Genomic DNA, 1,033 nt, shown 5'->3' with positions numbered 1-1,033 from the left:
CAACGACACACTGCGGACCGGCGAGACCGGCACGGACGTGCTCTATGGCGGTTCCGGCAACGACCTCTACGTGATCGAACGCGCGGCGGGCACGGAGTATCGCGCCCAGAGCGTCACCGTGAATGACTACACCGGCGGCGGCGGAACCGACACGCTCGACCTGACAGGCTTCGTCTCCAGCCTCTCGGCGCTGGATTTCGAGACCTCGGGCCACGACCTCGTCATCCACGCGCTCGACAGCCTCGGAACCCGCCTGAGCAATGTCACGCTCTACAACCAGTTCTACAGCTCCAGCGCCCGCATCGAGACCCTCACCTTCGACAGCCAGAGCTGGGACATCTCCGCTCTCTCAACGGCGCAGGAGATCTCCGGACATGTCCAGTGGGCCGCCGATGACAGCGCCCAGACCCTCAGCGGAACCGCTGGGGCCGACAGGTTCAGCGCGCTTGGCGGCGATGACATCGTGGCCGGGAAGGACGGCGATGACAGCCTCTCTGGCGGCGCTGGCAACGACACGCTCGACGGCGATGGCGGCGACGACGTGCTGGACGGCGAGGCTGGCGCCGACACGCTGGACGGCGGCGCGGGCGCCGACACGCTCTTGGGCGGCGACGGCGACGATATCCTGCACGGCGGCTCCGGCAATGACACGCTCTACGGGCAGGAGGACAACGACACGCTGCGGACAGGCGAGACCGGCACGGATATCCTCCATGGCGGCTCCGGCAACGACCTCTACGTGATCGAACGCGCGGCGGGTACGGAGTATCGCGCCCAGAGCACCACCGTGGATGAAGATGCAGGCGGCGGCACCGACACGCTCGACCTGACCGGCTTCGTCTCCAGCGTGCTGATGCTGGATTTCGAGACCTCGGGCTACGACCTCGTCATCCACGCGACAGACGGGCAGGGAAATCACCTGAGCGCCGTGACCCTCAGCGACCATTTCTACAGCTCAAGCACCCGCATCGAGACCCTCACCTTCGACAGCCAAAGCTGGGACATCTCCGCTCTCTCAACGGCGGAGCAGATC

1 protein-coding gene is annotated in these 1,033 nt (G+C 66.3%); it reads left to right on the top strand.

The features are described from left to right. On the top strand, positions 1-1,033 hold a 1,033-nt coding region (locus tag R3X27_RS25490), incomplete at both ends, for a calcium-binding protein (protein ID WP_411572545.1).

Origin of the sequence: Tropicimonas sp. TH_r6, assembly GCF_033101155.1 — a bacterium.
Classification (GTDB): Bacteria; Pseudomonadota; Alphaproteobacteria; order Rhodobacterales; family Rhodobacteraceae; genus Tropicimonas.
This window is presented reverse-complemented; position numbering and strand designations above follow the sequence as displayed.